The sequence below is a fragment of the Virgibacillus xinjiangensis genome, assembly GCF_042643145.1.
GTDB classification, from domain to species: domain Bacteria; phylum Bacillota; class Bacilli; order Bacillales; family Amphibacillaceae; genus Virgibacillus_O; species Virgibacillus_O xinjiangensis.
Genome location: NZ_JBHRSA010000046.1, coordinates 1 through 13,010, shown reverse-complemented (window position 1 = coordinate 13,010; position 13,010 = coordinate 1). Strand labels below are relative to the sequence as shown.

Annotated in this window: 14 protein-coding genes; 13 read left to right on the top strand and 1 reads right to left on the bottom strand. The window is 45.2% G+C overall.

Features of this window, described 5'->3' with window-relative positions; translation table 11 throughout:
• Positions 1-183 precede the first annotated feature (183 nt).
• From ACFOGI_RS12005 to lysS, 13 genes are all read left to right on the top strand, one after another.
• Positions 184-915, top strand: a complete 732-nt coding sequence (locus ACFOGI_RS12005; RefSeq protein ID WP_390272807.1) for a VWA domain-containing protein — start codon at positions 184-186, stop codon at positions 913-915.
• Complete coding sequence (locus ACFOGI_RS12000) at positions 884-1,801, top strand: protein kinase domain-containing protein (RefSeq protein ID WP_390272805.1); 918 nt, start codon at positions 884-886, stop codon at positions 1,799-1,801. Before ACFOGI_RS12005 ends, ACFOGI_RS12000 begins: the two co-directional genes overlap by 32 nt.
• Before the next feature lie 61 nt (positions 1,802-1,862).
• Positions 1,863-3,251: a tRNA lysidine(34) synthetase TilS gene (gene tilS, locus ACFOGI_RS11995; RefSeq protein WP_390272803.1), complete on the top strand. Its 1,389-nt coding sequence runs from the start codon at positions 1,863-1,865 to the stop codon at positions 3,249-3,251.
• A 10-nt stretch (positions 3,252-3,261) separates the two neighbouring features.
• Complete coding sequence (gene hpt, locus ACFOGI_RS11990; RefSeq protein WP_390272800.1) at positions 3,262-3,810, top strand: hypoxanthine phosphoribosyltransferase; 549 nt, start codon at positions 3,262-3,264, stop codon at positions 3,808-3,810.
• Positions 3,811-3,965: 155 nt separating this feature from the next.
• Entirely contained in the window at positions 3,966-5,981 is a 2,016-nt protein-coding gene (ftsH, locus tag ACFOGI_RS11985) for an ATP-dependent zinc metalloprotease FtsH (RefSeq protein WP_390272798.1), read from the top strand.
• A 162-nt stretch (positions 5,982-6,143) separates the two neighbouring features.
• Positions 6,144-6,911, top strand: coding sequence for a type III pantothenate kinase (locus ACFOGI_RS11980; protein WP_390272795.1), 768 nt, complete (start codon positions 6,144-6,146; stop codon positions 6,909-6,911).
• A gap of 27 nt (positions 6,912-6,938) precedes the next feature.
• Positions 6,939-7,808 (top strand): Hsp33 family molecular chaperone HslO, encoded by an 870-nt coding sequence (gene hslO / locus ACFOGI_RS11975; protein WP_390272793.1) that lies wholly within the window; start codon positions 6,939-6,941, stop codon positions 7,806-7,808.
• 196 nt (positions 7,809-8,004) lie between these two features.
• Positions 8,005-8,934: a cysteine synthase A gene (gene cysK, locus ACFOGI_RS11970; protein ID WP_390272791.1), complete on the top strand. Its 930-nt coding sequence runs from the start codon at positions 8,005-8,007 to the stop codon at positions 8,932-8,934.
• A gap of 154 nt (positions 8,935-9,088) precedes the next feature.
• On the top strand, positions 9,089-9,922 hold the full coding sequence (folP, locus tag ACFOGI_RS11965) for a dihydropteroate synthase (RefSeq protein ID WP_390272789.1): 834 nt from the start codon (positions 9,089-9,091) through the stop codon (positions 9,920-9,922).
• The gene (folB, locus tag ACFOGI_RS11960) at positions 9,915-10,280 is read left to right on the top strand and encodes a dihydroneopterin aldolase (protein WP_390272786.1); all 366 of its coding nucleotides are present in this window, start codon (positions 9,915-9,917) and stop codon (positions 10,278-10,280) included. Before folP ends, folB begins: the two co-directional genes overlap by 8 nt.
• Positions 10,277-10,789 carry a 2-amino-4-hydroxy-6-hydroxymethyldihydropteridine diphosphokinase gene (folK, locus tag ACFOGI_RS11955; protein WP_390272784.1) on the top strand — a complete coding sequence of 171 codons (513 nt, stop codon included), beginning with the start codon at positions 10,277-10,279 and terminating at the stop codon, positions 10,787-10,789. Before folB ends, folK begins: the two co-directional genes overlap by 4 nt.
• Positions 10,759-10,971 carry a helix-turn-helix domain-containing protein gene (locus ACFOGI_RS11950; protein ID WP_390272782.1) on the top strand — a complete coding sequence of 71 codons (213 nt, stop codon included), beginning with the start codon at positions 10,759-10,761 and terminating at the stop codon, positions 10,969-10,971. Before folK ends, ACFOGI_RS11950 begins: the two co-directional genes overlap by 31 nt.
• Positions 10,972-11,101: 130 nt before the next feature.
• A complete protein-coding gene (gene lysS, locus ACFOGI_RS11945) occupies positions 11,102-12,589 on the top strand; it encodes a lysine--tRNA ligase (protein ID WP_390272779.1) in 1,488 nt (495 codons plus the stop codon).
• Between the two features lie 94 nt (positions 12,590-12,683).
• Here lysS and ACFOGI_RS11940 read toward each other — a convergent pair.
• Positions 12,684-13,010: hypothetical protein (locus ACFOGI_RS11940; protein ID WP_390272776.1), on the bottom strand; the 327-nt coding region annotated here is incomplete at its 5' end.

Here is a 13,010-nt window from a genome sequence, read left to right as displayed (position 1 = left end):
ATGCTGGCTAGCTCTTCCTTCCAGAAGCTTTTTGTTATAGGCAGGGAACACTTTGAGCACGGAAACCACGAGCTCTTTGGTTCCCTGCCTATGTTCGCCTCTAATTAGTCGGGTTCGTTTTTTATGTTTATTTCGTTTGGTTTTTGCCCATGCTTTTAGAGAAAAAGATGGGAGGTATGGGCTGTGCGAAAAGGAACACTGAAACAGATTCTGTTAATAACGGATGGCTGCTCCAATAAGGGGGAAGACCCATCTGCAGCAGCTGCGATAGCATATGAGCAAGGGATTACGGTAAACGTGATCGGTATTCTGGAAGATGGTACAGAGCAGTCGGAGGGGTTGGAAGAAGTAGAGGAAATTGCCCAATCCGGTGGCGGGGTAAGCCAGTTGGTATATCAACAAGCATTGTCCCAGACAGTCCAGATGGTGACAAAGCAGGCAATGACCCAAACACTTCAGGGGTTTGTCAATAAGGAACTGCAGCAGATTCTGGGGCCGAATCAATCCATGGATGATCTTGCACCCGAAAAGCGCGGAGAGATAATGGAAGTGGTGGAAGACATGGGGGAAACCTGTGACTTGGAAGTGCTTGTGCTTGTTGATACCAGTGCGAGCATGTATGATAAACTGCCAACCGTAAAGGAGGCGCTAGCAGACCTCTCCATCAGTCTGAATGCACGGATTGGAAGGAATCGTTACAGTATCTTCCAATTTCCGGGAAAACGTAAAGATATTCAAAGTATCATGGGATGGTCCTCCGAATTATCATCCGTGGAAAGGCTTTTCCCGAAGCTTTCCAGTGGAGGGATTACTCCGACGGGACCGGCCATACGGGAAGCCATGTACCAGTTCGGCAAAAAGAACCTCAGGAGGAGTCTAAGGGATGAACGAGGCATGGAAGAGACAGGCTATTGACTTATCCCCGGGAATGAAGATTCGAGGCAAATGGCACGGAAGAACCTATATGATCAAACAAAGACTTGGTGCAGGAGCAATTGGAACGGTATACTTATGCGACTCAGAGGGAGAATCGGTTGCAATGAAGGTCAGTCGAAAAGGTACATCATTAGCTATGGAGGTCAATGTATTGAAATCTCTGAACAAGGTCCAAGGAAACCCTCTTGGGCCTTATTTAATGGACGTTGATGATTGGCACCCCCCTGGAGGCGACACCTACACCTTTTATGTAATGGAATATCTGCAGGGGAAATCCTTATCCGAGTTCGTCGCCCGTAACGGAAGCAGCTGGATTGGTGTGTTGATGCTCCAGCTTCTCGATGATCTGCACCGATTGCATCAATCCGGCTGGGTTTATGGTGATTTGAAGCCAGAAAATCTCCTAGTATTGGATAAGCCGAGGCGTGTCCGCTGGGTGGATGTCGGAGGGACGACCAAGGTGGGGAGGGCAATCAAGGAGTATACAGAGTTTTACGACCGGGGTTATTGGGGACTCGGGTCAAGGAAGGCTGAACCGGGGTACGATCTCTTTGCCTTGGCCATGGTGTTTTTGAATATATATTATCCCAAGAAATTCGAAAAGGGATCTGATTCGGCGAAGACGTTGTTGAGAAAGATAAATAATATCCCTGACTTGCAGCCCTACCGGCAGCCGCTGAGGAAAGCCGTGCTAGGCCAATACATATCCAGTGCAACGATGATGAAGGATGTAGCTTCGATAGTAAAGGGACAGCAGCCTAATAGAAGAAGGCCGGCAAGGAAAGAGCATTCCTCTCCCTTGGCGGAGAATAGTCTGATTGGGCTGATAGCTGTCATCTATTACTTTTTTTCTCTCCTCTTGTAGGAGAAAAAGATATATTGGTATAGTTAAATTACTATTTGCTACATATGGGAGATGCTGGATATTGAAACAGGAAGTCATGACATTCATTAAAAAGCACCAGCTGCTAAAGGAAAACAGTACAGTATTAGTAGGGGTTTCAGGCGGACCGGATTCCATGGCCCTGTTGCACTACCTGTCCACTTTGAAGCGGAATTGGGGAATTGAAGTTATTGCTGTCTGTGTGGACCACCAATTGCGAGGAGATGAGTCTTTAGGAGACTTGGAATACGTGAGGGAGACATGCCAGAAATGGGAAATTCCCTTTAAGGGAGTTTCTCTGGACGTGCCTTCGTATAAACGGGAAGAACGGGTAGGCACACAGGCTGCTGCCCGTGTGCTGCGTTATCGTTTTTTTGCTGAGCAAATGAAGGCCCACCGTGCTGACTTCCTCGCGCTAGGACATCATGGTGATGACCAGGTGGAAACGATGGTGATGAATCTGGTGCGTGCAGGCAGTTCCCGTTCTTTTTCTGGTATTCCTGTGAAGAGGGAGTTTGCTGGCGGAAGCATTGTACGTCCTTTCCTGACAGTCACAAAGGAGGATATAACAGCATATTGTGAGAAACACTCCATCTATCCTCGTCTGGATCCTTCCAATGAGGAGACCAACTACACAAGGAACTTTTATCGAAAAAAGGTCGTTCCTCTTCTGAAACAAAAAAACAGCAATATACATACAACCGTACAGCATTTAAGCGATACATTGCGTGAAGATGAAGAGTACCTTTGGGAGGAAGCGGAGAAAGTGCTGAAGGAGACAGTCCAGCTGTGGAAAACAGAAAGGAAAGCAACCCTGACAATCCCTGTGTTCAGTAAGCATCCTCCTGCTTTACAAAGGAGGGTCTTTCACTTAATATTAAACTATCTATATGATAAATTGCCTAAGGATTTATCCTACATTCATGAAGAACATTTTTTTGGCTTGTTGGAGAAGGATAAGGGCAATGTTCGAATAGATTTTCCTGGAAAGCTTAAGGTTGAAAAGTCATATGGGAAGGTTGTCCTTTATTTTCCGGAAGACAGCCAAAGCCTTCCTTATCATTTTACTCTTCCTGTCCCTGGCAGGATCACCTTGCCGGATGGTTCGGTACTCCGCAGTTATTTCGGGGAGTGGGATGAAGAGGAGGGCAGTTGTCATTATTGTTGCACGGGGCAAATTGCTCTGCCATTACATATTCGGACCCGTCAGCCTGGAGATCGTATGGCCGTGAGGGGGATGAAGGGCTCCAAAAAGGTGAAAGATATCTTTATTGATGAGAAGATCCCTAAAAGTGCACGGGATCAATGGCCTGTTGTAATGGATGATGCCGAGAATATCCTTTGGCTGCCGAGGGTGAGAAAAGGAGAGGTCTCCCATCAGTCGGCAGAAACCTCAGCTATCCATATTAAATATGAAAAAAGAGACGTGTAGGAGGACAATCATGCATAATGATATTAAAGAAGTATTAATTTCCGAAGAAGAAATAGCACAAAAGTGCAAAGAACTAGGAAAGCAGTTGGCAGAAGAATATGATGGCAGGTTCCCGTTGGCCATAGGAGTCCTAAAAGGAGCAATGCCATTCATGTCCGATATTCTTCGCCGTATTGAGATCCCGTTGGAAATGGACTTTATGGATGTATCAAGTTATGGAGGAGGAACCACTTCCAGTGGGGAAGTCAAAATTGTCAAGGACTTGGACACAAAAGTGGAAGGTCGTGATCTGCTGATCATTGAAGATATCATTGACAGTGGGCTGACACTAAGCTATTTGATTGATCTGTTCAAGTATCGGAAGGCCAATTCCATCAAGATTGTCACCCTTCTGGATAAACCGGCTGGAAGGACAGCGGCAATCAAGGCAGACATGGTCGGTTTTGAAGTGCCGAATGAATTTGTGGTCGGATATGGGTTGGATTACGATGAAATATATCGGAATCTGCCGTATATCGGTGTGTTAAAACCAGAGGTTTACAGTGAGAAGCTAAAGTAAATAGTTAAGTATATACATACGGAAACCATGGATGCTCCCGAATGGCTTTTCGCCCTTGATAAAGGTGGGTTCCCTAAGGTTATATTAGTTGTATATAGACTTTTCTGTATGGTACGATGTTATATAGTTTTTCCCCGTTTGGGAGGAGGTTGGCAATGAACCGGATATTTCGGAATGTATTCTTTTGGATACTCATTTTCCTTGTTGTAGTAGGAATTATCGGTGTATTCCAAGGACAAAATGAAGAGACGCAACAACTGAATGTACAGGAATTTTACGATGCGTTGAACAATGGTGAAGTCGAAGAAATGCAGATGAAGCCAGTAAACGGCGTTTATCGTATAACAGGAACATTGACAGGAGACAGTGAACAATTTGTTACACAGGTTCCTGATAATACAGATATTATATCTTCTATAACGAACCAGGCGACGGAGCAGAGCATTCTGCATGTTGAGCAGGAGGACCAGCCAAGTCCATTCATGAGCTTCCTGACCATGATGCTCCCGTTCCTCATCATCGGTTTGCTATTTTTCTTTATACTGAGCCGAGCGCAAGGTGGCGGCGGCGGTGGCGGCCGCGTCATGAACTTTGGGAAAAGTAAGGCTAAGATGTATACGGAAGACAAGAAAAAGGTCCGCTTCAAAGACGTTGCTGGAGCGGATGAAGAGAAACAAGAGCTCGTTGAAGTTGTCGAATTTCTGAAAGACCCGCGCAAGTTCTCCGCAGTCGGTGCACGGATCCCTAAGGGTGTCCTTCTTGTCGGGCCTCCGGGAACAGGTAAAACCCTGCTTGCCCGAGCAGTAGCCGGTGAGGCAGGAACTCCGTTCTTCTCCATCAGTGGTTCCGACTTTGTTGAGATGTTTGTAGGTGTCGGGGCTTCCCGTGTACGTGACTTGTTTGAAAATGCTAAGAAAAACGCCCCATGTATCATTTTCATTGATGAGATTGATGCAGTCGGAAGACAGAGGGGTGCCGGTCTTGGCGGCGGTCATGATGAGCGCGAACAGACCTTGAACCAATTGCTCGTTGAAATGGACGGTTTCGGAGCAAATGAAGGTATTATCATGATAGCAGCCACCAACCGTGCAGATATTTTAGACCCGGCACTTCTGCGTCCGGGACGTTTTGACCGCCAGATCATGGTGGACCGTCCAGATGTGAAAGGACGACAAGATGTGTTGAAGGTCCATGCGAGAAATAAACCGCTGGATGAAACGGTTGATCTTAAGACAATTGCCATGCGGACTCCAGGTTTTTCGGGGGCAGACCTTGAAAATCTGTTGAACGAAGCAGCACTCGTTGCAGCCAGAGATGACAGGAAGCGCATCAACCAGTTGGATGTAGACGAAGCAATCGATCGTGTTATTGCCGGTCCTGCCAAGAAAAGCAGGGTGATATCCGAAAAAGAACGGAATATTGTTGCATATCACGAGAGTGGCCATACCATCATCGGAATGGTTCTGGACGATGCAGACTTTGTTCATAAAGTTACCATTGTTCCAAGGGGGCAGGCGGGTGGCTATGCCGTTATGCTTCCTAGGGAAGACAGGTACTTCATGACCAAACCAGAACTTTTCGATAAGATAACCGGGCTGCTTGGCGGTCGGGTAGCAGAAGAGATCATCTTTGGAGAAGTCAGTACAGGTGCCTCCAATGACTTCCAGCGGGCAACCAACATTGCGCGTAAGATGATCACAGAGTATGGTATGAGTGACAAAATCGGCCCACTCCAGTTCACAAGCGGTGGAGGCGGAGACGTCTTCTTGGGCAGGGACATTAACAATGACCAGAACTACAGTGATACGATCGCACATGAGATAGACCAGGAGATGCAAAACTTCATCAACTACTGTTATGACCGTGCAAAAGCGATTCTTACAGAGCATAAGGATAAGCTCGAGATTGTAGCCAAGACACTGCTGGACGTTGAAACGTTGGATGCCAAGCAGATTCGCTCCCTATTCGACCACGGAATTCTTCCTGAACCGGAAGAAGGTGAGGATGTCAAAGTGAATATCCAATCGAAAGAAGAAACGGGAAACGAACCAGCTGGCTCAGAAACGAATGAAAGCGACCTTCCATTGACGGAAGAAGATAAGAATAACCAAATAACGACAGATAATAAGCCTTCCTCGGATGATGATGAAGAAGAGAGAAGGAACGATTAAAGAATTGATAACGGCAGCCGACCAGAATGGCTGCCGTTTTTATGTTTGGATGCGCCAAGTTTCCTGGATATTAAGCCGACGGGAAGTGTGGTATATTAATAAAGAAAAGCAAAGAAAAAGAAACTATTCTGTTACGGATGTATAGGAAGGTATGATAAGGAAATGTTATTCGTACTTGATGTGGGGAATACAAATACTGTCCTGGGTGTTTTTGAACAAGAGGAGCTCAAATATCATTGGAGAATCAAGACGGATCGATATAAAACGGAGGATGAATTCGGCATATTGATGGAGTCTCTGTTTGACCATAAAGGGGTTGATTTCAAGGATATCCACGGAGTTGTCATTTCCTCTGTGGTTCCGCCGATCATGTTTTCCCTGGAAAAGATGTCACGGGACTATTTTGGGTTGGATCCACTTGTTATCGGCAAGGACCATGTGCAGTCTCCTTTGAAGATGTCCTACCCTAACCCAAAGGAGATAGGGGCAGACAGAGTGGTGAACGCCGTTGCCGGTATATCGGAATATGACTCACCACTCATCATTATCGACTTTGGAACGGCAACCACGTTCTGTTATATAGATGAGAATCAGGCCTATCATGGGGGCGTCATTGCTCCAGGAATAAATATCTCGATGGAGGCACTTTATAGCAAAGCCTCCAAACTGCCGAAGATAGAAATTCAAGCACCGGAAAACGTAGTAGGTTCCTCTACTGTGGAAGCGATGCAGTCCGGTGTATTTTATGGTTATGTGGGACAAGTGGACAGTATTGTCGAGCGAATAAAGAGGGAAATGGATACGAACCCGAAGGTGATTGCTACCGGAGGGCTGGCCCCCTTGATTTCGGACAAATCCACGACGATAGATGTAGTTGATCCATATTTAACTTTGAAAGGGTTATACTTGATTTATCATTATAACCATTAATAAAACTGCTTAAAAAGGAGTATCAATATGAAAGATTATTTAATTAAAGCAACAGCTCATCGTGGGATGGTACGTGCCTACGCGGCTGCGACAACAAATACGGTGGAAGAAGCGCGGAGGAGGCAGGATACATGGGCTACTGCCTCCGCGGCGTTAGGAAGGACATTGACAATCACTGCCATGATGGGAGCCATGCATAAAGGGGAGGATTCCATCACGGTAAAAGTGGAAGGTGATGGGCCGTTGAAAGCAATCATCACAGATGGAGATGCCCATGGCCATGTACGTGGATATGTAGGAAACGGACATGTCGACTTTGATTTGAATGAGAAGGGGAAATTGGATGTGGCCCGTGCGGTCGGTACGGAAGGAAGCATCAGCGTTACAAAGGATTTAGGACTGAAAGACTTCTTTACTGGAGAAGTGCCGATTGTTTCTGGTGAAATCAGTGAAGATTTTACTTATTACTTTGCCAACTCGGAGCAGGTGCCTTCTGCAGTTGGAGCGGGCGTACTGGTTAATCCGGATCATACGATTCTTGCCGCCGGAGGTTTTATTGTACAGGTGATGCCTGGAGTGGAAGAGGATGTCATCACCCGCTTGGAAGAGCAAATCAAATTTCTCCCTCCAATATCGACATTGATCAGGGAAGGAAAGAGCCCGGAAGAAATTCTACAGCAGCTTTTTGGAGAGGATGATTTGAAAATCCACGAAAATATGCCTGTAGAATTCCGCTGTCGCTGCTCAAAAGAAAGAGTGGAACAGGCAATTATCGGTCTCGGCAATGAAGAAATACAAGCAATGATAGATGAGGATCATGGGGCAGAAGCGAATTGCCACTTCTGTAACGAGACGTATCATTTTTCCGAAGAGGATTTAAGGGGATTGTTGAAGTAGCATCGATAGGACATGTCGATCATCTTTCGAAGTATTAGCCATTCGCCCTAGTGTTCTGCAAAAAAAGGGTGAATGGCTGTTATCTTTTATTTCCGGAAGTTGTGTTATTTTTCTTCCTTTTTTATTGACATAATTTAAAGAAAGCAGTAAATTTAAATTAAACATATAACTTAACTAGGAATTAGGAGGAGTCGTAATGAGAGTAGCGAATAATATAGCGGGCTTGATTGGGCAGACACCGATTGTCAAATTGAATGGTGTAACGGATGAAAATAGTGCGGATATCTATTTAAAACTGGAATTCTACAACCCGGGAAGCTCGGTCAAAGACCGGATCGCCTTGGCCATGATCGAAGCGGCTGAAAGAGATGGGAAGTTGAAAGAGGGAGACACCATCATCGAACCGACAAGCGGCAATACTGGTATCGGTTTGGCTATGGTTGCCGCTGCTAAAGGCTATAAAGCTGTGCTGGTTATGCCCGACACAATGAGTCAGGAGCGTCGCAACCTGCTGCGTGCATATGGTGCTGAGCTTGTGTTGACTCCTGGTGCAGAAGCTATGAAAGGTGCGATAAAAAAGGCAGAAGAATTAAAGGAAGAACACGGATACTTCATGCCTCAGCAATTCAATAACGAAGCCAATCCTGAGATTCATGCTAAGACAACAGGGAAAGAGATCGCTGAGCAAATGAGCGATGGTCTGGACGCATTTGTTTCCGGTATTGGAACCGGGGGCACGATTACCGGCGCCGGGAAAGTATTAAAAGAAACATTCGACGGAGTCAAACTCTATGCAGTAGAACCGACCGATTCTCCTGTGCTATCTGGTGGGTCCCCAGGGCCACATAAAATTCAGGGTATTGGTGCAGGTTTTGTACCAAAAGTATTGGATACCGACCTTTATGACGAAGTAGTGCAGGTTTCCAATGAAGAAGCGTATGCTGCTGCCCGTGAAACGGCTACTACTAATGGTATTTTGGGCGGTGTCTCTTCTGGGGCTGCAGTCCACGCCGCTAAAAAAGTGGCAAAAGAATTGGGTGCAGGCAAGAAGGTTCTGGCTGTGCTCCCGGATAATGGAGAACGCTATTTATCCACTCCTCTTTACCAATTCGAAGATGATAAGTAAATTAAACAGAGAAGCTGGTACCCTTCTAAAAGGGGCCGGCTTTTTTTATGAATAATCTACACTTCACTGCCTAGCTTATTGAACGATATAGCCAACATTTCCAAAAGTGTGGTAAGCTATTGGATAAACATTAACGGAAGCGAGTTGTCTGTAAATGAGGCTTAAGTTGAAAGGAAAAGAATTGAATCTTTCTGAACGTACGCATATTATGGGGATTCTGAACGTTACCCCAGACTCTTTTTCTGATGGAGGTAGATACAATACAGTTGAGAAAGCAGTACAACAGGCGGAACAGCTAGTAGAACAGGGGGCTGATATTATCGATATCGGTGGTGAATCCACCAGGCCCGGTCATACACCTGTATCTGCTGTCCAAGAAATTGACAGGGTTGTCCCAATCATTCAGGCCGTAAAAGAGGCCTTGGACATACCGATTTCCATTGATACATATAAGGCGGCTACAGCAAAAGCGGCAGTGAAAGCTGGAGCCGATATCATAAATGATGTATGGGGAGCCAAAAGGGAACCAGAAATAGCTGAAGTGGCTGCAGCATATAAGGTTCCTATTATTCTTATGCATAATAGGGAAAATATGAATTACACATCCCTGCTGGATGATATGGAAAAAGACTTGCAGGAGAGTATTGAGATAGCAAGGCGTGCAGGAGTGAGGGATGAAAATATCATCTTGGATCCTGGTGTGGGTTTTGCCAAATCGGCTCAGGACAACCTTACCGTCATGCATCATCTTGAAGTGTTTGCTGGAATGGGTTATCCACTGCTGCTTGCCACTTCAAGAAAAAGGTTCATTGGGACTGTCCTGGATAAACCTGCTGAAGAGAGGGACATTGGTACAGGGGCAACAACTTGTTTAGGGATCGTAAAGGGGGCGCACATGGTACGAGTACATAACGTGAAAGTTACCGCTGATTTGGTCAAAATGACGGATGCTATGCTCCAGGAGAACGGAGGGATCACGCATGGATAAAATCATACTGAATGGAGCAAAATTCTATGGCTATCATGGACTGTTCCCAGAAGAGAATAGGCTGGGACAGCGGTTTGAAGTAAATGCCGTATTATACCTAGATTTGAAACAAGCTGCAAAGACGGATGATATGAATGCTTCCATAAACTATGGAGATGTCTATCAGAGAATAGGGTCAATAGTAGAAGGGGAAGCTGTTAACCTGGTGGAGACCCTTGCTGATAAAATTGCTGATGAGTTATTGGGGCAATATGGCCGATTGGAAGCTTGCCTGGTGAAAGTGGTTAAGCCGGATCCCCCCATTCCGGGACATTATGAGTCGGTAGCTGTTGAAATATACAGGGAGAGAGAAAAATGAACAAAGCCTTTATCGCACTTGGTACAAATATCGAACCTCGAGATGAGCACTTATATAGGGCATTGACGTTGCTGGACAAAAGTACGATGGTGTCTGTGGAGATCAAGTCCTCGGTCTATGAAACTCTTCCAGTCGGTTATACAGACCAGAGTGATTTCCTGAATATGGTCGTAGAAGTTTCCACTCCATCTTCCCCTGTAGAGCTTCTGGAAATATGCCAGAGTATTGAGCAGGAGCTAGGGAGGAAAAGGAATATCCGATGGGGACCGCGCACGATAGACCTTGACATATTGCTCTATAATCAAGAAAATAGTAAAATGGAACGGTTAGTCATACCACATCCAAGAATGCATGAGCGAGCATTCGTACTCGTCCCATTGAACGAGATTGCCCCTGATCTGGTAATCCCAGGCTTTGACGAGCGTGTTGAAGATTTAATAGATAGACTTCCAGAAACAGACATAAGGGATGTTAAGAAATGGATAAAAGGAGAATCGGCAGAAGGGTAAGGGGTTTCCGAAAACTGAAAGGTTATACCCAGCAGGAGTTTGCAGAGGAATTGGATGTATCCATCGCTGTACTGGGATCGCTAGAACGCGGGACAAGGAAACCTACGAAAGAATTGATGGAGCAGATCGCACATACCCTGGCCATAACTACTGACGAACTTCAGGAGAGTGACAATCAGTAGGGGCCTCGCACAAATAGGTGGTATTGCGATTGTCTGATCTTGTTGCATAGCCTTTTGAAGAAACGTGAAATAATCACTTATTTTCTATATACTAACAGATACATATCAAATATGACTGGAGTGATGACAGGTGTCAGATGAACTGAATGAACAGATGCAGGTGCGGCGGGACAAATTGGAAGACTACCGAGAACAAGGTCTGAATCCTTTTGGAGGGAAATTCACACGCACCCATACTGCATCTGAATTGACCGAGTTATACGATGAATTCACGAAAGAACAACTGCAGGAAAAAGAATCAGAAACACAAGTAACTATAGCAGGCCGTGTGATGACTAAGCGAGGGAAAGGAAAGGCCGGCTTTGCCCATCTTCAGGACTTAAGCGGCCAGATTCAAATTTACGTGCGTAAAGATGCAATAGGAGAGCAGGCATACGAAACCTTCCAATCCGTGGATATGGGGGACATTGTCGGGGTAACCGGCGTCATGTTCAAGACAAAGGTGGGGGAATTATCTGTGAAAGCAAGTGAATTCCACTTACTCACAAAGTCTCTGCGTCCTTTACCGGAAAAATATCATGGACTGAAGGATGTGGAACAGAGGTACCGTCAGCGCTATCTTGATTTGATTACCAATATGGATAGCAAAGAAACGTTTGTACTCAGGAGTAAAATTATCCAGTCTATGAGGCGTTACTTGGATGATCAAGGTTTCTTGGAGGTAGAAACTCCAATGATGCACGGCATTCCTGGCGGGGCATCTGCACGTCCTTTCGTAACCCATCACAATGCTCTTGATATCCCGCTGTATATGCGTATCGCTATTGAACTACATCTAAAACGGCTGATTGTCGGTGGCATGGAGAAAGTCTATGAAATCGGACGTGTCTTCAGAAACGAAGGGGTTTCGACTAGGCATAATCCGGAATTCACCATGATCGAACTATATGAGGCATATGCAGATTACCATGATATCATGGATTTAACAGAGAACCTTGTAGCACATATCGCGAAAGAAGTTCTTGGCAGCACTGTCGTGACCTATGGAGAAGATGAGGTTGATCTGGAACCAAAGTGGACGAGACTCCATATGGTTGATGCAGTCAAAGAAGCAACTGGTGTAGATTTTTGGGAGAATATGAGTGATGAAAAAGCGCGGGAACTGGCTAAAGAACATGGTGTTGACATTACGGCAACGTCCACATTCGGCCATGTGCTAAATGAGTTTTTCGAGCAGAAAGTAGAACACACACTGATCCAGCCGACGTTCATTTATGGACACCCGGTCGAGATATCTCCTCTTGCGAAGAAAAACGAAGTCGATGGGCGTTTTACAGATCGGTTCGAACTATTTATCGTCGGCCGGGAACATGCGAATGCATTTAGTGAGTTAAATGACCCAATCGATCAAAGAGAGAGATTTGAGGAGCAGGTTAAAGAAAGAGAAGCAGGAAATGACGAAGCTCATTTGATGGATGATGACTTCCTTGAGGCGTTGGAATATGGAATGCCGCCAACAGGGGGGTTGGGCATAGGAATTGATCGCCTTGTCATGCTGCTTACAAACTCTCCGTCCATACGGGATGTACTTCTGTTCCCTCAAATGAGAAATAAATAAAAACGTAGCGTCCCGGCAACCTTTGTCTCTGTCGGGGCGCTACGTTTTTTGTATTAGTGATCGGCAATGAGCAAAGGGATTGTTTGAATTTCTTCTAAAAAAGACTTGCTTTATCGAAAGAAACGTGATAAATTAAATATCGTTGCTCAGACAGAAATCGACAAAACGCATTATCAGCAACAAAAAATAAAATTAATTGTTGACTTTTGGATGAGAAACATGATATATTATTTAAGTCGCCGTTAAGAGGCGCAACAACTTCTGCTTTCGAAATAAAATAACTTAAAAAAGTTGTTGACAACGAAATGCCGAGTTGATATAATATAAAGGTCGCTTCAAAAACGACCGAAACAATTTGCTCTTTGAAAACTGAACAAAACAACCAGTATGTCAAGAAGAAACAACTCGTTTTTTCTAATAA

Excerpts from the sequence above, each read along its gene's own strand:
- ACFOGI_RS12000 (WP_390272805.1), top strand. The coding sequence starts at position 884 with ATGAACGAGGCATGGAAGAGACAGGCTATTGACTTATCCCCGGGAATG.
- hpt (WP_390272800.1), top strand. The coding sequence starts at position 3,262 with ATGCATAATGATATTAAAGAAGTATTAATTTCCGAAGAAGAAATAGCA.
- ftsH (WP_390272798.1), top strand. The coding sequence starts at position 3,966 with ATGAACCGGATATTTCGGAATGTATTCTTTTGGATACTCATTTTCCTT.
- ACFOGI_RS11980 (WP_390272795.1), top strand. The coding sequence starts at position 6,144 with ATGTTATTCGTACTTGATGTGGGGAATACAAATACTGTCCTGGGTGTT.
- hslO (WP_390272793.1), top strand. The coding sequence starts at position 6,939 with ATGAAAGATTATTTAATTAAAGCAACAGCTCATCGTGGGATGGTACGT.
- cysK (WP_390272791.1), top strand. The coding sequence starts at position 8,005 with ATGAGAGTAGCGAATAATATAGCGGGCTTGATTGGGCAGACACCGATT.
- folP (WP_390272789.1), top strand. The coding sequence starts at position 9,089 with ATGAGGCTTAAGTTGAAAGGAAAAGAATTGAATCTTTCTGAACGTACG.
- folB (WP_390272786.1), top strand. The coding sequence starts at position 9,915 with ATGGATAAAATCATACTGAATGGAGCAAAATTCTATGGCTATCATGGA.
- folK (WP_390272784.1), top strand. The coding sequence starts at position 10,277 with ATGAACAAAGCCTTTATCGCACTTGGTACAAATATCGAACCTCGAGAT.
- ACFOGI_RS11950 (WP_390272782.1), top strand. The coding sequence starts at position 10,759 with ATGGATAAAAGGAGAATCGGCAGAAGGGTAAGGGGTTTCCGAAAACTG.